The sequence below is a fragment of the Streptococcus sp. SK140 genome, from assembly GCF_000259525.1.
Lineage (GTDB): Bacteria > Bacillota > Bacilli > Lactobacillales > Streptococcaceae > Streptococcus.
Genome location: NZ_AJML01000022.1, coordinates 1 through 20809 on the forward strand (window position 1 = coordinate 1; position 20809 = coordinate 20809).

At 39.4% G+C, this 20809-nt stretch carries 15 protein-coding genes; 13 read left to right on the forward strand and 2 right to left on the reverse strand.

Annotated features, from left to right (window positions below; genetic code table 11):
* Positions 1–95: 95 nt before the first annotated feature.
* Complete coding sequence (strH, locus tag HMPREF1116_RS05870) at positions 96–3926, reverse strand: LPXTG-anchored beta-N-acetylhexosaminidase StrH (RefSeq protein WP_000801864.1); 3831 nt, start codon at positions 3924–3926, stop codon at positions 96–98.
* Between the two features lie 269 nt (positions 3927–4195).
* The gene (locus HMPREF1116_RS05875; protein WP_001007178.1) at positions 4196–4912 is read right to left on the reverse strand and encodes a GntR family transcriptional regulator; all 717 of its coding nucleotides are present in this window, start codon (positions 4910–4912) and stop codon (positions 4196–4198) included.
* Positions 4913–5237: 325 nt separating this feature from the next.
* On the opposite strand from HMPREF1116_RS05875, the gene HMPREF1116_RS05880 reads away from it, so the two are divergent.
* The 13 genes from HMPREF1116_RS05880 (at position 5238) to HMPREF1116_RS05940 (ending at position 20665) form a co-directional block, all read left to right on the forward strand.
* Complete coding sequence (locus tag HMPREF1116_RS05880; protein ID WP_000196615.1) at positions 5238–7025, forward strand: glycoside hydrolase family 35 protein; 1788 nt, start codon at positions 5238–5240, stop codon at positions 7023–7025.
* On the forward strand, positions 7022–7498 hold the full coding sequence (locus tag HMPREF1116_RS05885) for a PTS system mannose/fructose/N-acetylgalactosamine-transporter subunit IIB (protein ID WP_000156977.1): 477 nt from the start codon (positions 7022–7024) through the stop codon (positions 7496–7498). Before HMPREF1116_RS05880 ends, HMPREF1116_RS05885 begins: the two co-directional genes overlap by 4 nt.
* Before the next feature lie 26 nt (positions 7499–7524).
* Positions 7525–8430 carry a PTS mannose/fructose/sorbose/N-acetylgalactosamine transporter subunit IIC gene (locus HMPREF1116_RS05890; RefSeq protein WP_000616985.1) on the forward strand — a complete coding sequence of 302 codons (906 nt, stop codon included), beginning with the start codon at positions 7525–7527 and terminating at the stop codon, positions 8428–8430.
* A complete protein-coding gene (locus HMPREF1116_RS05895) occupies positions 8417–9238 on the forward strand; it encodes a PTS system mannose/fructose/sorbose family transporter subunit IID (RefSeq protein ID WP_000185292.1) in 822 nt (273 codons plus the stop codon). Before HMPREF1116_RS05890 ends, HMPREF1116_RS05895 begins: the two co-directional genes overlap by 14 nt.
* 3 nt (positions 9239–9241) lie before the next feature.
* Positions 9242–9649 carry a PTS sugar transporter subunit IIA gene (locus HMPREF1116_RS05900; RefSeq protein ID WP_000045704.1) on the forward strand — a complete coding sequence of 136 codons (408 nt, stop codon included), beginning with the start codon at positions 9242–9244 and terminating at the stop codon, positions 9647–9649.
* 118 nt (positions 9650–9767) lie between these two features.
* Positions 9768–10934, forward strand: a complete 1167-nt coding sequence (locus HMPREF1116_RS05905; RefSeq protein WP_000888261.1) for an SIS domain-containing protein — start codon at positions 9768–9770, stop codon at positions 10932–10934.
* A gap of 10 nt (positions 10935–10944) precedes the next feature.
* A complete protein-coding gene (lacD, locus tag HMPREF1116_RS05910; RefSeq protein WP_000041108.1) occupies positions 10945–11934 on the forward strand; it encodes a tagatose-bisphosphate aldolase in 990 nt (329 codons plus the stop codon).
* A gap of 242 nt (positions 11935–12176) precedes the next feature.
* The gene (locus tag HMPREF1116_RS05915; RefSeq protein ID WP_007555138.1) at positions 12177–13013 is read left to right on the forward strand and encodes a PRD domain-containing protein; all 837 of its coding nucleotides are present in this window, start codon (positions 12177–12179) and stop codon (positions 13011–13013) included.
* A 35-nt stretch (positions 13014–13048) separates the two neighbouring features.
* Positions 13049–13366, forward strand: coding sequence for a PTS lactose/cellobiose transporter subunit IIA (locus HMPREF1116_RS05920; protein ID WP_001078321.1), 318 nt, complete (start codon positions 13049–13051; stop codon positions 13364–13366).
* A complete protein-coding gene (locus HMPREF1116_RS05925) occupies positions 13366–15057 on the forward strand; it encodes a lactose-specific PTS transporter subunit EIIC (protein ID WP_001037361.1) in 1692 nt (563 codons plus the stop codon). Before HMPREF1116_RS05920 ends, HMPREF1116_RS05925 begins: the two co-directional genes overlap by 1 nt.
* Before the next feature lie 529 nt (positions 15058–15586).
* Positions 15587–16993, forward strand: a complete 1407-nt coding sequence (gene lacG, locus HMPREF1116_RS05930; protein WP_025171259.1) for a 6-phospho-beta-galactosidase — start codon at positions 15587–15589, stop codon at positions 16991–16993.
* A 42-nt stretch (positions 16994–17035) separates the two neighbouring features.
* The gene (locus HMPREF1116_RS05935) at positions 17036–17290 is read left to right on the forward strand and encodes a DUF3884 family protein (RefSeq protein ID WP_000910132.1); all 255 of its coding nucleotides are present in this window, start codon (positions 17036–17038) and stop codon (positions 17288–17290) included.
* A 306-nt stretch (positions 17291–17596) separates the two neighbouring features.
* A complete protein-coding gene (locus tag HMPREF1116_RS05940) occupies positions 17597–20665 on the forward strand; it encodes a pneumococcal-type histidine triad protein (RefSeq protein WP_000700521.1) in 3069 nt (1022 codons plus the stop codon).
* The last annotated feature ends 144 nt before the right edge of the window (positions 20666–20809 follow it).

Below are 20809 nucleotides of genomic sequence, written 5' to 3' on the forward strand. Positions count from 1 at the left end.
TAAGTCAATTTCATAATAAAAACACCCCAAAAGTTAGATTTTTTCTGTCTAACTTTTGGGATGCAGTTCACTTTTGTCCCGCTTTTTATTTGTGCTTAATCTTTTTTCTTGCTAAGTCCATAAGCTGTGAGAGCAGTCATAAGACCAGTAGCAATCAACCATTCTGAACCTTGGCTTCCTGTTTCAGGAAGTTTATTATCTTTTGCTACAGGAGCTGGGCCTTGAGGAAGAGCTTTGTTTTCCTCAACAGGAACAGTTGCTGGAGCTGGTTCATTTGGAATATCTAATTTTGGTTTTTCTTCAGCGATAGCTGCTTGACCATGTTCATCACCGACATGAGTGACAGGGTTGCCAACTTCGATCACTTGAGCGACTGGTTCTTGAGCTACAACGCTAGTAACCAATGTTTTAACTTCAGATCCATCAGCAGCAGTAGTCACAGAGTAGAAATGGCTACGACGACCGTTGACACCTGCAGTTACTAGACGAGTTTGTCCCTTAGGTAGCGAAGGAGTCTCGCGAGTGATCGTTGTAAATGGAATTTCTTCGTCCTCGATCACAACACGTGGTTTTGCATCTGCAACAGGAGCTTGACCTTTTTCGTCTCCTACATGTGTTGTTAATGTTCCAACTTCGACAACTTGATTGACAGCTTCTTTCGTTACTTGATTTTCAAGAACTGTTTCTGTCTGCTTGCCATTTTCAGTCACAACTGAAAGATACTTAGTACGTTCTCCTTTGACACCAGCAGTGATGACTTTCTCTTGTCCTGCTGGAAGGTTAGGATTTTCTTTCTTAACGATCTCAAACGGAATTTCTTCTGTCTTAACAAGAAGCTCTGGTCGATTTTCAACTGTAGCAGCAGTTTCACTCTCATCGAGGCTTCCTGAGTGAGTGGCAGCTGGTTTAAGACCAAGTCTAGCAGCTTTGAGATTAGCTACAAGTGTATCTAACTCAGCTTGTTTATTACGATTGAGGTTGTAGTTAAGAGCGTCTTTAGCAACCTTGAGAGCGTCGAGACTTTCTGTGCTATATCCTTCTAAGTTTTCAGGGATTTGAGCAAGTTCTTCGCGTAGCGCTTTGTAGTTAGCACGGAAATAGTCCTTGTTGTGGTCTGCAAAAGCAGTCATGAGTTCAAAGATTTCTTCTTCCTTGTATTCTGCGCTTGGTCGATCAGCCCAGATAGCTAACATACTACCAACAGTAGGTAGGTCAACTTCAGGATATTTAGTTGATGCTAGTTGGTTAAATGGAGTTTTTTCAGTATTTTCAATAGCTTTCTTGAGGAAGCCACCACCATCTTCTGGTTTTTGACCGAGAATGTAGTACCAATCTCCATTCGTGTTAAGGAATTTATAGCCTTTGCTTGCTAGGTATTGAGGAGACGCAAGGTTGTAACCCCACCAGCCTTTAGACCAGTAAGAGATGATAACGTCTTTATCAAACTCAACATCATCCTTGTCTTCGTAGTAGAAGCCATCGTTAAAGGCCATTGGTTGAAGACCTTTTTCTTTAGCCATGGCAGCTAGGCTATTAGAGTATTCAGCAAATTTGCCGTAGAGACCATACCACTTGAGGTAGTACCAACCTTGAGCATTGGTAGCGTCATTAGCATACTCATCTGTACCATAGTTAAAGATCTTAGTCTTGCCTGCAAAGAAGTCCATGTACTTACCGATAAGGGCTTTTGTAAAGTTCATTGCTTCTTCGTTTTCAAGGTCCATAGTTGTTTTTGAAACCTTGTCAAAGTTAGCTTGAGGGTTTGCGATGCCTAATTTTTCCATAGCGACAAGCATAGCATCCATGTGACCTGGGCTATTGATAGCTGGGATTAGTCCAATACCTTTGTCCTTAGCATACTGGATAAGCTCAGTGATTTCAGCTTGGTTCAAAGTAGTTCCGTTAGGATCATCGTAGTAAGATTTTGTTCCTTCGATGATGGCCTTTTTCACATCGTCGCTTGCATAAGTCTTGCCGTTTGCTGAGATACTCATATCATCAAGTAGGAAGCGAAGTCCATCGTTTCCAAGGAGCAAGTGAAGGTCAGAGTAACCGAGTTCGCTGGCTTTATCTACGATACGTTTAAGTTGGTCGAGCGTGAAGTATTTACGTCCAGCATCGATAGAGATAACCTTGTTCTTAGCTAGTTTTTCAACTTCACGTTTAGCATCTTCTTCTTTTTGAGCTTCTGGAGTGAAGGTCAAGTTGCTAACAGCTTCTTGGAGTTTTGCGATCGCTTGATCAATAGTATCTTGTTGAGCACGGCTGAGGTTGCTATCGAGAGAACGGATGGCTTTTTCAGCTTCTTTAACGGCTGCAATACTTTCTTCTGTGTAGCGAGTAAGGTCTGTTGGAACTTCTTTCAGAGCTTGTTCAGCAGACTCGTAATCAGCAGCGAAGTATTCAGCATTTGAGTTTGCGAATTGACGCATGAGTTTGAAGAGACGAGATGGAGAGTAGCGAGCAGATGGAGTATCAGCCCAAGCCGCTACCATACCACCGATAATAGGAACGTCAGCTCCTTCAGTTTTTGGAACAGAAGTAATCGGTGTACTCTTAATACCGTTCAATCCTTGATCAAGGTTGTACCAACCTTGCCCGTCAGCATTACGGCCGAGAACGTAGTACCAAGCATCGTTAGTATTGAGGATTTCGTGTCCTTTTTCAGCTAGTAATTTAGAAGAAGCGACATCGTAACCGCCCCAGCCACCAGTCCACATAGAGACGATGATGTCCTTGTCAAAGGTACCAAAACTTGTATCGCTATTATAGTAGATACCGTCATTGAAGGCCATAGGTTTTAGACCGTGAGATTTGACGATACGAGCTAGGTCATTAGCATAGGCGATGAATTTGTCATAGCCCTTGTCTGGGAATCCATCTTCTGGATACCATTTATAGGCTTGAAGAACGCTCCATCCTTTAGCATCCGTAGCATCGTTAGCGTACTCATCCAAACCGATGTTGAAGATTTCAGATTTACCAGCAAAGTAGCCTGCATACTTATCAATCAAAGCTTTTGTGAAGGCAACTGCTTTTTCATTGTCAAGGTCGACAGTACGTGCTGATTCTTTACCAAAATAGTTAAAGTTAGGCTTTTCAATACCCAGTTCTTTCATGGCATTGAGGATAGCATCCATGTGACCAGGACTGTTAACAGATGGGATAAGGCCGATACCTTTATCCTTAGCATAGTTAATCAAGTCGGTCATTTGACTTTCAGTTAGATGATTGCCGTTTGGATCGTTGTAGTAGGCGTTTGTTCCATTTTCAACAGCGCGTTTGACATCGTCGCTCGCATAAGTCTTGTCTCCTACAGTTAGGGACATATCATCTAGCATAAAGCGCAAGCCGTCATTTCCGACTAGGAGATGAAGATCAGTATAGCCATAGTGTTTGGCTTTGTCGATGATTTCTTTCAGTTGTTCAGGAGAGAAATATTTACGCCCTGCATCGATTGAAACGATTTTCTTTTTAGCTAGTTTTTCATTGACTTGAGCTGCTTTCTCTGTAGCGACTACAGGAGCTTCAACTTTAGCAACTTCTTTGTTTTCTGCCTTTTCTGGTTCTGGCTGCTTAGCTTCTTCAGTTACTTCTGGTTTTGCTGGAGTTTCTTCGGTTGTAACAGTTTTTTCTACAATAGGTGCAGGAGTAGCTTCAACTTTTGGTGCTTCAGTGTTTGTTACAGGTGTCACTGGAGCTGCAGGAGCTACGGCTTCTGGTGTAGGACTAGTTTCAAGTTTTTCTTCGCTGGCCTGTGGAGACGACTCTTCTGCGGCTTGGATAGTAGGTTGATTCTCTGTTGCAGTAGGTACGACTCCATCAGCGGCAACAGCTTGTGCATGAAAGGCAAAGCCGATCAAGACAGAAGCTGCTCCGATTGCGTATTTACGAATAGAGAAACGCTGTTTATTTTCTGGTTTCATTAAATAACCTCCTAATTTATTGTTTTGGTAGCGTTTTCACAAACTAATTCCATTGTATTATCTGAATCTAGTAAAGTCAAGTATTTTAATAAAATACCTATAAAAAATATAAGAAGTTATTTAATTTGAACTGCTTTTCAATTTTTGCTCTGTTTTTAGTAAAATTTCTCCAAATTATAGTTTAAAGTCATTTGATATTTCCTACTAAAAGCTGGCGTGCTATAATGAAAAACAGAAAAGCCTGAAACAATTGTCTCAGACTTTTAAGTTTAGTGATCGCGATCACATGAGATAAATTTAATCTTATAGAAATCAGAACGTTTGTAAGTTTCAATGTATTCCAACACTTGGCCGGTTGACTCAAGTTTAGTTGTCTTGGTTTGGAGAACAGTTGGGAATTGAGCGTCGATTCCTAGGATAGAAGCAGCATGTTCTGGAGTTGGAAATATAATTTCATTGATTTCTTCAAAATGCTCGTCATTCATGTGAATGTGGTAGTCCAATTTGAAACGATTATAGATAGAACTATAGTATTCAAGATTTGGATAGTTTGCATTGATGTATTGTTCAGGGATATAAGATGTGTGGTAGATATAAGTAACACCGTTAGATTCACGGATACGTTCGATTTTGTAATAAAATTGATCGCCACGCAATCCCAATTTTTCTAAGTAGTTAAGATCGTTACCGCGTTCAATGGAAAGAACAGTGACTTTATCGTCCTTGGTTTCAAAAATTTCTACATCAGAAAATTCTACGAGTTTGTGCTTGCGAGCGCGAGCCACAAAGGTTCCCTTTCCTTGTTGGCGGACAATATAACCGTCTTTAGCAAGGTCGTTTAAGGCGCGAACAACAGTGATCGAACTTACGTCATACATTGCAATCAATTCTGCTTCAGTGTAGAACTTGTCGCCACTTGCAAATTGACCTGAAATGATTTTGTTTTTCAATTCATCTTTGATATATTGATACTTTGGAATTGCCATATTTTTACCTCATTTTTTCCTTCTCCATCTTCGATTTTACCATAAATAGTTTGAAAATGATAGTAAATAATGTAAAAAAATAAAATAATATTCTAAGTGATTGACTTACATATTATTTACGGTTATAAACTCATACATTTATGCTATCTAGATCGAAAATATTTAAGAAAAAAATTTTTTTACAAGAATTTTAGAAAACAATTCAGTAAAAAAAAGAAAAATTTTAAATAATTTTCGAAAAATCTATTGACAAGATGGATTCATTAGTTTATCATTTAATATAACAACAAATGAAAGCGCAAACGGAAAAGTATGGGGTGGTAAAATGACAAGGTTTAAAATTGAGGATGATTTTTACCTAGATGGGGAACCATTCAAAATTTTATCTGGTGCCATTCATTATTTTAGAATTCCTGAAGAAGACTGGTATCATTCATTGTACAATCTCAAGGCTTTAGGTTTTAACACTGTTGAAACATATGTCGCTTGGAATTTACATGAACCAACTGAGGGAAACTTCAATTTTGAAGGCAATCTTGATATTGAAAAATTTCTTCAGACAGCTCAGGACTTAGGCTTGTATGCTATTGTTCGGCCATCTCCCTTTATCTGTGCAGAGTGGGAATTCGGTGGTTTACCAGCATGGCTTTTAAATAAAGACATGCGAATCCGTTCCTCTGATCCAGCCTTTATAGAAATGGTAGGACGCTACTATGATCATTTACTTCCACGTTTTGTTCCAAGATTGTTGGATAATGGTGGTAACATCCTCATGATGCAGGTTGAAAATGAGTACGGTTCATACGGTGAGGACAAAACCTACTTGCGTGAGATTCGTCGATTGATGGAAGAACGTTCAGTGACTTGTCCGCTCTTTACATCTGATGGTCCGTGGCGAGCAACTCTGAAAGCTGGTACCTTGATTGAAGATGATCTCTTTGTGACAGGGAACTTTGGTTCAAAAGCTAACTTTAACTTCTCGCAAATGCAAGAGTTCTTTGATGAGTATGGCAAGAAATGGCCACTCATGTGTATGGAATTCTGGGATGGATGGTTTAACCGATGGAAAGAACCAGTCATTACGCGTGAGCCAGAGGAGTTAGCAGAAGCCGTACATGAGGTACTGGAGCAAGGCTCTATCAACCTTTACATGTTCCACGGTGGAACCAACTTTGGTTTTATGAATGGTTGTTCAGCTCGAGGAACTATTGATTTACCACAAGTAACATCTTATGATTATGACGCTCTCCTTAATGAAGCTGGGAATCCAACTGCTAAATACATGGCAGTTAAGAAAATGATGGAGACTTACTATCCTGAGTATCCACAATTAGAACCGCTTTACAAAGAGAGCATGGAAGTTGAAAACATTCCACTGGTCGAGAAAGTTTCTCTATTTGAAACCTTGGATAGCCTAACAAGTCCAACTAAAAGTCTCTATCCTAAGAAAATGGAAGAGTTGGGACAAAGCTACGGTTATCTACTCTATCGTACAGAAGCTAGTTGGGATGCAGAAGAAGAACGTATCCGTATCATTGACGGTCGAGACAGAGCTCAGCTATTTGTAGATGGTAAATGGGTCGCAACTCAATACCAGACAGAAATTGGTGAGGACATCTTCTATCAAGGAGAAAAGAAAGCGCTCTCTCGATTTGATGTCTTGGTAGAAAATATGGGGCGTGTCAATTACGGGCATAAGTTCCTAGCAGATACACAACGAAAAGGGATTCGTACAGGTGTCTGCAAAGACCTACACTTCATGCTGAACTGGGAACACTATTCGCTTCCACTAGATAATCCTGAAAAGATTGATTTCTCAAAAGGATGGACAGAAGGACAACCTGCTTTTTACGCCTATGACTTTGAAGTTGAGGCTCCGAAGGACACCTACTTAGAACTATCTGAGTTTGGTAAAGGGATTGCCTATGTCAATGGTCATCATCTCGGACGTTTCTGGAATGTCGGTCCAACCTTATCGCTTTATATTCCGCACAGCTATCTCAAGGAAGGTGCTAACCGCATCATTATCTTTGAAACTGAAGGGGAATATAGAGATCACATATACTTAACTCGTAAACCTACACTAAAACATATAAAGGGGGAAAATTTATGACAATTGTAGGATGCCGTATTGATGGACGTTTGATCCACGGACAAGTAGCAAACCTTTGGTCTGCTAAACTGAATGTTTCACGTATCATGGTCGTTGACAATGAAGTTGTTAACAACGATGTTGAAAAGAGCGGATTGAAACTTGCAACACCACCAGGTGTAAAACTTAGTATTTTGCCAGTTGAAAAAGCTGCAGCCAATATCCTTGCTGGAAAATATGATAGCCAACGTTTGTTTATCGTTGCTCGTAAACCAGACCGCTTCCTTGGATTAGTGGAAGCAGGGGTACCGCTTGAAGCAGTCAATGTTGGTAATATGTCTCAAACACCAGAAACACGTTCTATCACACGTTCAATCAACGTTGTAGATAAAGACGTAGAAGATTTCCACAAATTGGCGGAAAAAGGTGTTAAACTTACTGCTCAAATGGTTCCAAATGATCCAGTTTCAGACTTTTTGAGCTTATTAAAATAGGAAAAAATTTTTAGGAGGTCATTGTTATGATACAATGGTGGCAAATTTTACTTCTCACTTTGTACTCAGCTTATCAAATCTGTGATGAGTTGACTATCGTTTCTTCTGCAGGTTCCCCTGTATTCGCTGGTTTCATTACTGGTTTGATCATGGGAGATTTGACAACTGGTTTGTTTATCGGTGGTAGCTTGCAGTTGTTCGTACTTGGGGTAGGTACCTTTGGTGGTGCTTCTCGTATCGACGCAACTTCTGGTGCGGTTCTTGCGACTGCTTTCTCAGTTTCACAAGGTATCGAAACTGACCTTGCGATCACTACAATCGCTGTACCAGTAGCGGCACTTTTGACTTACTTCGACGTACTTGGTCGTATGACTACTACATTCTTCGCACACCGTATTGATGCTGCGATCGAACGCTTTGACTATAAAGCTATCGAACGTAACTACCTTCTTGGTGCGCTTCCATGGGCTGCTTCTCGTGCCCTTCCAGTATTCTTCGCGCTTGCTTTCGGTGGAGAATTCGTACAAGGTGTTGTAAACCTTGTTAAAGAATACCAATGGGTTGCAGACGGTTTGACTCTTGCAGGTCGTATGCTTCCAGGTCTTGGATTCGCTATCTTGCTTCGTTACCTTCCAGTTAAACGTAACCTTCACTACCTTGCTATGGGATTCGGTTTGACAGCTATGTTGACTGTACTTTACTCATATGTAACAGGTCTTGGTGGAGCAGTTGCTGGTATCATTGGCACTCTTCCTGCTGACGTTGCTGAAAAAATTGGCTTTGCAAACAACTTCAAAGGATTGTCTATGATCGGTATCTCTATCGTGGGTATCTTCCTTGCAGTTGTTCACTTCAAGAACAGCCAAAAAGTTGCTGTAGCAGCACCTTCTACACCATCAGAAAGTGGGGAAATTGAAGATGACGAATTCTAATTACAAATTAACAAAAGAAGATTTTAATCAAATTAACAAACGTAGCTTGTTCACTTTCCAATTGGGATGGAACTACGAGCGTATGCAAGCATCAGGTTACCTTTACATGATCTTGCCACAATTGCGTAAAATGTATGGAGATGGAACTCCTGAGTTGAAAGAAATGATGAAAGTTCATACTCAATTCTTCAACACTTCACCATTCTTCCACACAATCATCGCTGGTTTTGACCTTGCTATGGAAGAAAAAGATGGCGTTGGCTCAAAAGATGCGGTTAACGGTATCAAGACAGGTTTGATGGGACCATTCGCTCCTCTTGGAGATACTATCTTTGGTTCACTGGTACCTGCTATCATGGGATCTATCGCTGCAACAATGGCTATCGCTGGTCAACCTTGGGGTATCTTCCTTTGGATCGCAGTTGCAGTAGCGTATGACATCTTCCGTTGGAAACAATTGGAATTTGCCTACAAAGAAGGGGTTAACCTTATCAACAACATGCAAAGCACTTTGACAGCTTTGATTGAAGCTGCATCTGTTCTTGGTGTATTCATGATGGGTGCTCTTGTAGCAACAATGATCAACTTTGAAATTTCATACAAATTGCCAATCGGTGAGAAAATGATTGACTTCCAAGATATCTTGAACTCAATCTTCCCACGCTTGCTTCCAGCAATCTTCACAGCATTCATCTTCTGGTTGCTTGGTAAGAAAGGTATGAACTCAACTAAAGCAATCGGTATTATCATTGCTCTTGCTGTTGGACTTTCATTCATCGGTAAATTCTTACTTGGAATGGGCGCATAATTTATGAGTAAATCATTGATTTTAGTGAGCCATGGACGTTTCTGTGAAGAACTTAAAGGTAGCACAGAAATGATTATGGGTCCACAAGAAAATATTCATGCAGTTGCTCTTCTTCCAGAAGATGGACCAGAAGATTTCACTGCAAAATTTGAAGTTGCTGTCGAAGGTTTGGATGATTTCCTAGTCTTTGCTGACCTCCTTGGTGGAACACCATGTAATGTGGTGAGCCGTCTGATTATGGAAGGTCGTGACATTGAACTTTATGCAGGAATGAATCTTCCAATGGTTATCGAGTTTATCAATGCGAGCCTAACCGGTGCTGATGCAGATTATAAGAGTCGTGCTTCAGAAAGCATTGTCAAAGTTAATGATTTATTGGCTGGCTTTGACGATGACGATGAAGATGAATAAGGTGTAATAACAGAAATACTGTTAGAACATATTTCATAGAATATAAATGGGAATGGGGCTTACTCCCATTCCCATATTTTAAATAAAAAACAATATAATAATAGATTAGAGGAACTCAATGCTAGATTACACAAAAGAAGAATTGCTTGAGTTGGGGGCAGAAATCACAACTCGCGAAATTTACCAACAACCAGACGTTTGGAAAGAAGCTTTTGAAGCTTATCAAGCACGACGAGATGAAATTGCAGCCTTTTTACAAGGAATTGCTGACAAACATGACTACATCAAGGTTATCCTGACTGGTGCTGGAACTTCTGCTTATGTAGGTGATACTCTCGTTCCTTACTTCAAGGAAGTTTATGATGAACGTAAATGGAATTTTAATGCTATTGCGACAACTGATATCGTAGCAAACCCACAAACTTATTTGAAAAAAGATGTGGCGACTGTTTTGGTATCATTCGCGCGTAGCGGGAACTCACCTGAGAGTGTGGCAACAGTTGACTTGGCCAAGTCATTGGTTGATGAACTTTATCAAGTGACTATTACTTGTGCTGCTGAAGGAAAATTGGCTCTCCAAGCGCATGGTGATGACCACAACCTCTTGTTGCTACAACCAGCTGCTTCTAACGATGCTGGCTTTGCTATGACTTCAAGCTTCACTTCAATGATGTTGACAGCACTTTTGGTATTTGATCCAACAGAATTTGCAGTTAAAGCTGAACGTTTTGAAGTGCTTTCTAGTCTTGCTCGTAAAGTTCTTGACAATGTGGCAGATGTGAAAGAGTTGGTTGACCTAGACTTTAACCGAGTGATTTACTTAGGTGCAGGTCCATTCTTCGGACTTGCTCATGAGGCACAACTGAAAATTTTGGAATTGACTGCAGGTCAGGTTGCCACAATGTATGAAAGTCCAGTCGGCTTCCGTCACGGCCCAAAATCTCTTATCAATGAAGATACTATAGTTTTAGTTTTTGGTACTACAACGGACTATACTCGTAAGTATGACTTAGACTTGGTTCGTGAAGTTGCAGGGGACCAAATCGCTCGTCGCGTTGTTCTCTTGAGTGACCAAGCCTTTGGCCTTGAAAATGTTAAGGAAGTAGCGCTTGGCTGCGGTGGCGTTTTGAATGATGTTTACCGTGTCTTCCCTTATATCGTTTACGGTCAGTTATTTGCTCTCTTGACTTCGCTTAAGGTTGGAAATAGACCAGATACACCATCACCTACAGGTACAGTAAACCGCGTCGTTCAAGGTGTCATTATTCACGAGTTTGAAAAATAAGGAAGAATCTATGAGTAAATTAACATTAAGCCCAAATAAACGTGCATGTTTGGAAAAACTCTCTGATGAGAATGGTATCATCTCAGCTCTTGCCTTTGACCAACGTGGTGCTTTGAAACGCCTTATGGCTCAATACCAAACAGAAGAGCCAACAGTAGCTCAAATGGAAGAACTTAAAGTCTTGGTAGCAGATGAATTGACAAAATACGCTTCATCTATGCTTCTTGACCCTGAATACGGACTTCCTGCAACAAAAGCTCTTGATCCAAATGCAGGTCTTCTCCTTGCTTATGAAAAAACAGGATACGATACAACAAGTACAAAACGCTTGCCTGACTGCTTGGATGTTTGGTCTGCAAAACGTATCAAGGAACAAGGTGCAGATGCTGTGAAGTTCTTGCTTTACTATGACGTAGATAGCTCTGACGAACTCAACCAACAAAAACAAGCCTACATTGAACGTATCGGTTCTGAGTGTGTGGCAGAAGATATTCCATTCTTCCTTGAAATCCTTGCTTACGATGAAAAAATTGCTGATGCAGGTTCTGCTGAATACGCTAAAGTAAAACCACATAAAGTTATCGGTGCTATGAAAGTCTTCTCAGACCCATGTTTCAACATCGATGTCTTGAAAGTAGAAGTTCCAGTTAACGTGAAATACGTTGAAGGCTTTGGTGATGGAGAAATCGTTCATACACGTGAAGAAGCAGCTGCTTTCTTCAAAGCTCAAGACGAAGCTACTAATCTTCCATACATCTACTTGAGTGCAGGTGTATCCGCTAAACTCTTCCAAGAAACTCTTGTCTTTGCCCACGAATCAGGCGCAAACTTCAATGGAGTTCTTTGTGGACGTGCTACATGGGCAGGATCAGTTGAAGCTTATATCAAAGATGGTGAAGCAGCAGCTCGCGAATGGCTTCGTACAACAGGATTTGAAAACATCGATGAACTTAACAAGGTTCTTAAAACAACAGCTACTTCATGGACTGAACGTGTGTAAACTTCCCCCTTTATGTCCAAAAACCTAGTAAAAAAACTTTAAAACATTTTAAAAAAAAGTTGTATGTAAAGGTTTACAAAAAATCATTCTTGTGATATACTAAAGTCACAAGTTAATACAAAGTGAGTGTTACTAAGTAATATTAGGCATGATCACAGATGACTCAGAGGTATATTTTCTGAGTTCATTTGTGGTCATTTTTTATGCTCACAAAACTTAAATAATAGGGCAAGGAGGTTGCCATGTATCGGATATTAAATCCAATGAATAACAATGTTTCTCTCGTGCGTAATAGTAAGGGAGAGGAGTTGATCGTAATTGGTAAGGGTATTTCGTTCGGTAAGAAGAAGGGAGATTTGATTTCTGAGGATCAGGTTGAAAAAGTTTTCCGGATGAAAACAGAAGAGTCGCGAGAAAATTTTATAGCTCTTCTCAAGGATGTACCGCTTGATTTTATTACGGTCACTTATGAGATAATTGATAATCTTTCTAAAAAATATCAATATCCTGTCCAAGAGTATCTCTACGTCACTCTGACAGACCATATCTATTGTTCTTATCAGGCTATTAGTCAAGGACGCTATAAGGATAGTAACTTGCCTGATATTTCTGCCAAGTATCCCATCGCTTTTCAAATTGCACAAGAAGCTTTTGAAATTTATCGTCAAAAACTGACAGAAAATTTTCCTGAAGACGAGATCATTCGTATCGCTTATCACTTCATCAATGCAGAAGGTGAAAATGAAGTCGAAGTAGTTGAGTCGATTGATAAGAGAAAAGAAATTTTAAAAAGTGTTGAAAATGTTCTAAGAAGCTATGGTATTCAGAGAACACCAGATAATAATAATTTCTATGACCGCTTTATGATTCATCTCAATTATTTCTTGGATTATCTGGATCGTAGTCGCGATGATAATCAATCCTTGCTCGATATGGAAGAACATATAAAGAATACCTATCCAGAAGCATTCGAGATTGGTAGCAAAATTTATGAAGTCATTGCTCAGGAAACTGGTCTTGACCTTTACAAGAGTGAACGAGTTTATCTTGTTCTACACATCCAACGTTTATTATCATAACGCTTTACTAAAAAATATATAAGGAGAATTCTATCATGAATAGAGAAGAAGTAACATTGTTAGGTTTTGAAATCGTTGCCTATGCAGGTGATGCTCGTTCAAAATTATTGGAAGCTTTGAAGGCCGCTGAAGCTGGTGATTTTGCGAAAGCGGATAGCTTAGTTGAGGAAGCCGGTAGCTGTATCGCTGAAGCACACCACGCGCAAACGAGTCTTTTAACCAAGGAAGCTGCAGGTGATGATTTGGCTTATAGCGTGACCATGATGCATGGCCAAGATCATTTGATGACAACTATTTTGCTAAAAGATTTGATGCACCATTTAATCGAACTTTATAAAAGAGGAACTAAATAATGAATAAGTTAATTGCCTATATCGAGAAAGGGAAGCCTTTCTTTGAAAAACTATCTCGAAATATCTATCTTCGTGCTATTCGGGATGGATTTATCGCAGGAATGCCAGTCATTCTCTTCTCAAGTATTTTTATCTTGATTGCTTTTGTTCCAAACTCTTGGGGCTTTAAATGGTCTGATGAAGTAGTAGCACTTTTGATGAAACCTTACAGCTACTCTATGGGGATTCTAGCACTTTTGGTAGCTGGAACCACTGCTAAATCTTTAACAGACTCAGTTAACCGTAGTATGGAGAAAACCAATCAAATCAACTATATGTCAACGCTCTTAGCAGCTATTGTTGGTTTGCTGATGTTAGCAGCTGATCCAATCGAGGGTGGCTTTGCAACTGGTTTTCTTGGAACAAAAGGTTTGCTTTCTGCCTTTCTTGCAGCATTTGTAACTGTAGCTATCTATAAGGTTTGTGTCAAGAACAACGTTACTATTCGCATGCCTGACGAAGTTCCACCCAATATCTCACAAGTCTTTAAAGACGTTATTCCGTTTACGCTTTCAGTAGTTTCGCTTTATGCTCTTGACTTGCTCGCTCGTCACTTTGTTGGTGCAAGTGTAGCAGAATCAATCGGTAAATTCTTTGCACCATTATTCTCTGCAGCTGATGGCTATCTTGGTATTACAATTATCTTTGGTGCATTTGCCTTCTTCTGGTTTGTCGGTATTCACGGCCCATCTATCGTTGAACCTGCGATTGCAGCGATTACTTATGCAAATGCCGAAGTCAACTTGAACCTTCTTCAACAAGGTATGCACGCTGATAAAATCCTTACATCTGGTACACAAATGTTTATCGTCACTATGGGTGGTACAGGAGCAACTCTTGTAGTTCCATTCATGTTTATGTGGTTGTGTAAGTCTAAGCGTAATCGTGCCATCGGACGTGCTTCAGTAGTTCCAACCTTCTTCGGCGTAAATGAACCAATCTTGTTCGGTGCACCACTTGTTTTGAACCCAATCTTCTTTATTCCATTTATCTTCGCACCTATTGCAAACGTATGGATCTTTAAGTTCTTTATCGAAACTCTAGGCATGAACTCATTTACTGCCAACCTTCCATGGACTACGCCTGGGCCTCTAGGTATTGTTCTTGGTACAAACTTCCAGTTCTTGTCATTTGCTCTTGCAGCATTGTTAATCGTAGTGGATATTGCAATCTACTATCCATTCCTTAAAGTTTATGACGAACAAATTCTTGAAGAAGAACGTTCTGGTAAAGCCAACGATGAATTAAAAGAAAAAGTAGCAGCAAACTTTAATACTGCTAAAGCTGATGCTATCCTTGAAAAAGCTGGAGTAGAATCAGCACAAAATACAATTACAGAAGAAACCAACGTACTCGTTCTCTGTGCAGGTGGTGGAACAAGTGGACTTCTTGCAAATGCTTTGAATAAAGCTGCTGAAGAATACAATGTTCCTGTGAAGGCCGCTGCTGGTGGTTACGGTGCTCACCGTGAAATGTTGCCAGAATTTGACCTTGTTATCCTTGCTCCTCAAGTAGCATCAAACTATGAGGACATGAAGGCTGAAACAGATAAACTTGGAATCAAATTGGCTAAGACTGAAGGAGCTCAATACATCAAGTTGACTCGTGATGGTAAAAGTGCTCTTGCATTTGTTCAAGCGCAATTCGATTGACGATAGGGACTGTAAAACAGTCTCCTATCATCACGGAAATCGCTATGGCGAATTTCCTAATCGCTTTGTTAATTCGTCGGTAAAAAAATATCGTTTTTACCTCCTCATGTCACAATTCGACTAACCTTAGGGACTGTAAAACAGTCTCCTAACATCACGGAAATCGCTATGGCGAATTTCCTAATCGCCTTGTTAATTCGTCGGTAAAAAAATATCGTTTTTACCTCCTCATGTCACAATTCGACCAACCTTAGGGACTGTGAAACAGTCTCCTATCATCATGGAAATCGCTATGGCGAATTTCCTAATCGCCTTGTTAATTCTTCGGTAAAAAATATCGTTTTTACCTCCTCATGTCACAATTCGACTGACCTTGAGGACTGTAAAAGAGTCTCCGGATTATATATTAGTTTTCCCCCTTTATGTCACTATTTGGTGACTTTGTACAAGAAGTGAGACGGAGATGGATAGCTCACTAGCTCCTCTCCGCTCGCTTTTCATTTTATCCAATCAAGAAATAGGTGAAAAAATGACAAAAACACTTCCTAAAGATTTTATTTTCGGTGGCGCAACAGCAGCTTATCAAGCAGAAGGAGCTACGCATACAGATGGTAAAGGTCCTGTTGCCTGGGACAAATACCTAGCAGATAACTATTGGTACACAGCTGAACCAGCGAGTGATTTCTACCATAAATATCCAGTAGACTTAAAGTTGGCTGAGGAATATGGGGTAAACGGTATCCGTATTTCTATTGCTTGGTCACGTATTTTTCCAACTGGTTATGGTGAAGTCAATCCAAAAGGGGTAGAATTCTATCATAAGTTATTTGCTGAATGTCATAAACGTCATGTAGAACCATTCGTAACTCTTCACCACTTTGATACTCCTGAAGCTCTTCACTCAAATGGAGACTTCTTGAATCGTGAAAATATCGAACACTTTGTAGACTATGCTGCCTTCTGTTTTGAAGAATTCCCAGAAGTAAACTACTGGACAACATTTAATGAAATTGGTCCAATCGGTGACGGTCAATACTTGGTCGGCAAGTTTCCTCCAGGTATTCAGTATGACCTTGCCAAAGTCTTCCAATCCCACCACAATATGATGGTGTCTCATGCTCGTGCTGTGAAATTGTACAAAGACAAAGGCTACAAAGGTGAAATCGGGGTTGTTCACGCCCTTCCAACTAAGTATCCATTGGATCCTAAAAATCCTGCAGACGTTCGTGCTGCTGAGTTGGAAGATATCATCCATAACAAATTTATCTTGGATGCTACATACCTTGGACACTATTCAGATGCAACAATGGAAGGTGTAAACCACATCTTATCAGTAAATGGTGGTAGCTTGGATCTTCGTGACGAAGACTTTGCAGCACTTGAAGCAGCTAAAGATTTGAACGACTTCCTTGGAATTAACTACTACATGAGTGACTGGATGGAAGCCTTTGATGGTGAAACTGAGATCATCCACAATGGTAAGGGGGAAAAAGGAAGCTCTAAATACCAAATCAAAGGTGTTGGTCGTCGTGTAGCTCCTGATTATGTACCTCGCACTGACTGGGACTGGATCATTTATCCTCAAGGGCTATATGATCAGATCATGCGTGTGAAGGAGGATTATCCAAACTATAAGAAAATCTACATCACTGAAAACGGACTTGGATACAAAGATGAATTTGTGGACAACACTGTTTACGATGATGGCCGTATCGATTATGTGAAACAACATTTGGAAGTATTGTCTGATGCGATTGCCGATGGTGCAAACGTCAAAGGATACTTCATCTGGTCATTGATGGACGTCTTCTCATGGTCTAATGGTTATGAAAAACGTTACGGACTCTTCTATGTGGACTTTGAAACACAAGAACGCTATCCAAAGAAATCAGCTCACTGGTACAAAAAACTAGCTGAGAGCCAAGTGATTGAATAGTACAACTAGTTATTAGGTATAGAATTTAAGCGAGGAAAGTTTATGCTCAAAGATTTTATCAAATCAATCTATGAAAAAGTTTATATTATTAACTTTGATCATTGCTCTCATGTACCATCTTTGACCAAGGAGCAACTTGCAAGTCTTGGAAAATGGTATGTCTCGACAGGTAAGGAGTGGATTTGTCATTCAGACTATGAATTTGAAGAATTTCAAAAGCTATTTTTAAATTTTGTCAACGCAGAAGATAAGGATAACATTTCCTTTGTTTCGGATTTTATGCCATTTCAACACTAAAATATTATAAAGAGGAATCTATCTCATACTAGGGGATATTCCTCTTTTTTATCTAGATTTTACCTGAAAGTCAAAAAAATTCTTGACAGATTTATGTGATAGGAGTAAACTATTAACTAGTTAAATAACTGGTTAATTATATAGAGAACTAACTCACTCGCTCAAATCTTGTTTGAAATATAGAAAATAGGAGAGTTTTAAAAGTGATTTCGTTTTTCAGTTATATGCTTAACCAGTTAACGAAGTTCTTTAGGAAAAAGTGTAGTTCTTTATTTAACGAATAAATGAAATAGGAAGTGTGTTTAGATGAAAATCAATAAAAAATATGTTTTTGGTTCGGTAGCTCTTTTAGCATTAAGCCTTTCAAGTTATGAACTGGGGCGTTTCCAAGCGGTACAGACTAGCAAAGAGCCTAATCGTGTGGCTTATATAGAAGGGAATCAGGCTAGTACTAAGTCTGAAAATCTGACGCCAGATGAAGTTAGTCGGCGAGAGGGGATCAATGCTGAACAAATTGTTGTTAAAATTACTGATCAAGGTTATGTGACCTCTCATGGAGATCATTATCATTACTATAATGGCAAGGTTCCTTATGACGCTATCATCAGTGAAGAACTGCTGATGAAAGATCCGAATTATCAGTTGAAGGATTCAGACATTGTCAATGAAATCAAGGGTGGCTATGTGATTAAGGTAGACGGGAAATACTATGTTTACCTTAAGGATGCGGCTCATGCGGACAATATTCGTACAAAAGAAGAGATTAAACGTCAGAAGCAGGAACATAGTAGTAATCATGGGGGTGGTTCTAACGATCAAGCAGTAGTTGCAGCCAGAGCTCAAGGACGCTATACAACAGATGATGGGTATATCTTTAATGCCTCTGATATCATAGAAGATACAGGTGATGCTTATATTGTTCCTCATGGCGATCACTTCCACTATATTCCGAAGAGTGATTTGTCTGCCAGTGAATTAGCTGCTGCTCAAGCCTTCTTATCTGGTAAAGGTAGTCAATTAAGTACCGTTGAATATCGTTCAAGCAGAGGAGAAACAAGATCTAGTGTGAGAACTAGTCCATCTGAAACTCCTCAAAATCCTGCAACAGCTCCGGAGAGTCAAAATGAGGATTTAGCTAGTCTCCTTCAAGAATTGTACGCTTTGCCACTTAGCCAACGTCATGTGGAGTCTGATGGATTAGTATTTGACCCAGCACAGATTACAAAACGTACTGCAAATGGTGTGGCAGTTCCTCACGGGGATCATTTCCATTTCATTCCGTATTCGCAAATGTCTGCTTTGGAAGAAAAATTGGCTCGAAATCTGCCAATTGGAGGTCAGCCAATTCAAAGTCATGCTAATAATTCGAAACCAAGCAGTTCTGAGAAACCAAGTTCAACCATTAAACCAAACTTTAATCTCAATACGCCGGCACCGAATCGAGGAACTGGAGGAGCCTATACAACGGATGATGGGTATGTCTTTAGTCCGACAGATGTGATTGAAGATACAGGAGACGCTTTTGTTGTACCGCACGGCAATCATTTCCACTATATCCCTAAGAGTGATTTGTCAGCAGGAGAATTGGCTGCTGCCCAAGCTTATTGGAATGGTAAACAAGGCGCACATTCCTCTACAAGTTCAAGTAAACCAAGTAGTGATAATTCTAAGCCAGCTCAACCAAGTTTGACAGAGACTCCAAATCTGACTGTCACACCAACTTATCATCAAAATCAAGTGGAAGACATTCCGACACTCTTACGTGAATTGTATTCCAAACCTTTATCAGAACGACATGTAGAATCGGATGGTCTAGTCTTTGATCCGGCACAAATCATCAAACGTACAGCTAACGGTGTCGCAGTGCCTCACGGAGACCATTATCACTTTATCCCTTATTCACAAATGTCTGATTTAGAGCAGAAGATTGCAAGAATGATTCCGTTAAAAGGGCAAAATGCATTAAACGAAATTGTTACAGATATTAAACCTTTAGCATCAAAAGAAGTAGTTCATAAGTTCTTAGGACAACCAATCAAAGCTTATGGAAAAGGTTTAGATGGTAAACCTTATGATACGAGTGATGGATACATATTTACCAAAGAATCCATCGATTCTGTTGATAAATCAGGTGTTATTGCCAAACACGGAGATCATTTCCATTATATGGGATATGGTGAATTAGAACAATTCGAATTGGATGAAGTTGCTAAATGGATTCAAGAAACTGGTAAAAATCCAGATGACATCGTTTCTTTAGTTCACTCAGATGAGAAGGAAAGACCAAAGTTTGATTATAAAAAAGTAACTAATAAAATTTCTAGAAATAGTAAAGTTGGTTATATAATTAATGAAGGTGGTAAAGATTATTTTTATTCACGTGAAGAACTCGATCTTACTCAAATAGCTTTTTCTGAGCAAGAACTAATGCTTAAAGATAAAGATAATTATCGTTATGATATTGTAGAAACAGAAATTAAACCAAGATTAGCTGTTGATGTATCTAGCTTGCCTATGCATGCAGCCAATACTACGTATGATACTGGAACTTCTTTCATTATTCCGCATATCGATCACATTCACGTCGTACCTTATTCTTGGTTAAATAGTGAGCAAATAGCAACTATAAAATATGTAATGCAACATCCTGATGTGCGTCCTGAAGTTTGGTCAAAACCAGGTCATGATGATGCTGGATCTGTTATTGCTAATGTAACGCCTCTTGAAAATCGTGCCGGAATGCAGAATTGGCAAATTATCCATTCTGCTGAAGAAGTTCAGAAAGCTCTTGCAGAAGGTCGATTTGCAACTCCAGATGGTTATATTTTTGATCCGAAAGATGTATTGGCAAAAGAAACTTTTGTATGGGAAGACAATTCATTTAGTATTCCAAGAGCGGGAGGTGGTTCATTGAGAAGTATCACTAAATCCGACTTGTCAGAAGTAGAATGGAAAGAAGCACAAGACTTAATAGCAAAAAGAATAAAAGATAAAGAATCCAAAACTGAAACGTCTACACATCCTAATAAAGAATTAAAACCTGATTCAAACAATACTGAAAGTAGTGATAAGAATAATACTGCTGTAGATAAAAATGAGGAGCAACCGAAGAAAAATACAGGGGAGAATGAGACTGGTACAACCAACGAAATTCCTTCAGAAAATAAAGAGAATGCCAAAGAAGAAAATGACGATGATTTACCAGACTATGGGTTAGATAAAGTAACTTTAAATGAACATATAGAAAAGTTAGCGAAAATTGCCCAAATTGATCCTAAGTTTCTAATCTTTCAACCAAATGGGGTTCAGTTTTACAATAAAAACGGTGAATTAGTGATGTATGACATTAAGACACTAAAACAAATAAAACCTTAAAAGATTTTTATTAGTTATAATCTATTCGAAAGGATATTATTCGATTTTTGATTGAATAATGTCCTTTTCTTTGTTAAACACTGAAATTAGCTGTCTTAAAAAATGAATCAAGGAGTTCTAAAACAATTAAAAGTCAAATAATAA

Excerpts from the sequence above, each read along its gene's own strand:
- strH (WP_000801864.1), bottom strand. The coding sequence starts at position 3,926 with ATGAAACCAGAAAATAAACAGCGTTTCTCTATTCGTAAATACGCAATC.
- HMPREF1116_RS05875 (WP_001007178.1), bottom strand. The coding sequence starts at position 4,912 with ATGGCAATTCCAAAGTATCAATATATCAAAGATGAATTGAAAAACAAA.
- HMPREF1116_RS05880 (WP_000196615.1), top strand. The coding sequence starts at position 5,238 with ATGACAAGGTTTAAAATTGAGGATGATTTTTACCTAGATGGGGAACCA.
- HMPREF1116_RS05885 (WP_000156977.1), top strand. The coding sequence starts at position 7,022 with ATGACAATTGTAGGATGCCGTATTGATGGACGTTTGATCCACGGACAA.
- HMPREF1116_RS05890 (WP_000616985.1), top strand. The coding sequence starts at position 7,525 with ATGATACAATGGTGGCAAATTTTACTTCTCACTTTGTACTCAGCTTAT.
- HMPREF1116_RS05895 (WP_000185292.1), top strand. The coding sequence starts at position 8,417 with ATGACGAATTCTAATTACAAATTAACAAAAGAAGATTTTAATCAAATT.
- HMPREF1116_RS05900 (WP_000045704.1), top strand. The coding sequence starts at position 9,242 with ATGAGTAAATCATTGATTTTAGTGAGCCATGGACGTTTCTGTGAAGAA.
- HMPREF1116_RS05905 (WP_000888261.1), top strand. The coding sequence starts at position 9,768 with ATGCTAGATTACACAAAAGAAGAATTGCTTGAGTTGGGGGCAGAAATC.
- lacD (WP_000041108.1), top strand. The coding sequence starts at position 10,945 with ATGAGTAAATTAACATTAAGCCCAAATAAACGTGCATGTTTGGAAAAA.
- HMPREF1116_RS05915 (WP_007555138.1), top strand. The coding sequence starts at position 12,177 with ATGTATCGGATATTAAATCCAATGAATAACAATGTTTCTCTCGTGCGT.
- HMPREF1116_RS05920 (WP_001078321.1), top strand. The coding sequence starts at position 13,049 with ATGAATAGAGAAGAAGTAACATTGTTAGGTTTTGAAATCGTTGCCTAT.
- HMPREF1116_RS05925 (WP_001037361.1), top strand. The coding sequence starts at position 13,366 with ATGAATAAGTTAATTGCCTATATCGAGAAAGGGAAGCCTTTCTTTGAA.
- lacG (WP_025171259.1), top strand. The coding sequence starts at position 15,587 with ATGACAAAAACACTTCCTAAAGATTTTATTTTCGGTGGCGCAACAGCA.
- HMPREF1116_RS05935 (WP_000910132.1), top strand. The coding sequence starts at position 17,036 with ATGCTCAAAGATTTTATCAAATCAATCTATGAAAAAGTTTATATTATT.
- HMPREF1116_RS05940 (WP_000700521.1), top strand. The coding sequence starts at position 17,597 with ATGAAAATCAATAAAAAATATGTTTTTGGTTCGGTAGCTCTTTTAGCA.